Genomic DNA, 347 nt, shown 5'->3' with positions numbered 1-347 from the left:
AAAGAAGAATTAATTGCCTCTGATAAAAGTGTGGAGGAAATAAGAGAACTTATTGGAGCGGATTCATTAACCTTTATCAGTGTGGAGGGCATGATGCATGCCTTAGGCCAAGAAGGCACAAATGGCTATTGCCTAGGCTGTTTCACAGGGAATTACCCAACTGAAATTTATCCAGATACACTCCAATATTATTATCAGAAGTAGGAAGGAGCGAGCAGCGTGGCAAATGCATATAAACAAGCAGGAGTTAATATCGAAGCCGGCTATGAAGCAGTCGAGAGAATGAAAAAGCATGTTCAAAAAACAGCCCGGGCTGGCGTCCTTGGCAGTCTAGGTGGATTTGGCGG

Annotated in this window: 2 pseudogenes; both read left to right on the top strand. The window is 43.8% G+C overall.

The annotated features are described in order from the left end of the window. Window positions 1-204: pseudogene (locus tag V7659_RS05680) on the top strand (amidophosphoribosyltransferase); the annotation flags it as partial. A gap of 15 nt (window positions 205-219) precedes the next feature. Beyond that, a pseudogene (locus V7659_RS05675) lies at window positions 220-347 on the top strand (phosphoribosylformylglycinamidine cyclo-ligase); the annotation flags it as partial.

Origin of the sequence: Neobacillus drentensis, from assembly GCF_036966985.1 — a bacterium.
GTDB classification, from domain to species: domain Bacteria; phylum Bacillota; class Bacilli; order Bacillales; family Cytobacillaceae; genus Neobacillus; species Neobacillus drentensis_E.
Note: the sequence above shows the minus strand (reverse complement) of the source record. Positions and strands in the feature narration are given on the sequence as shown.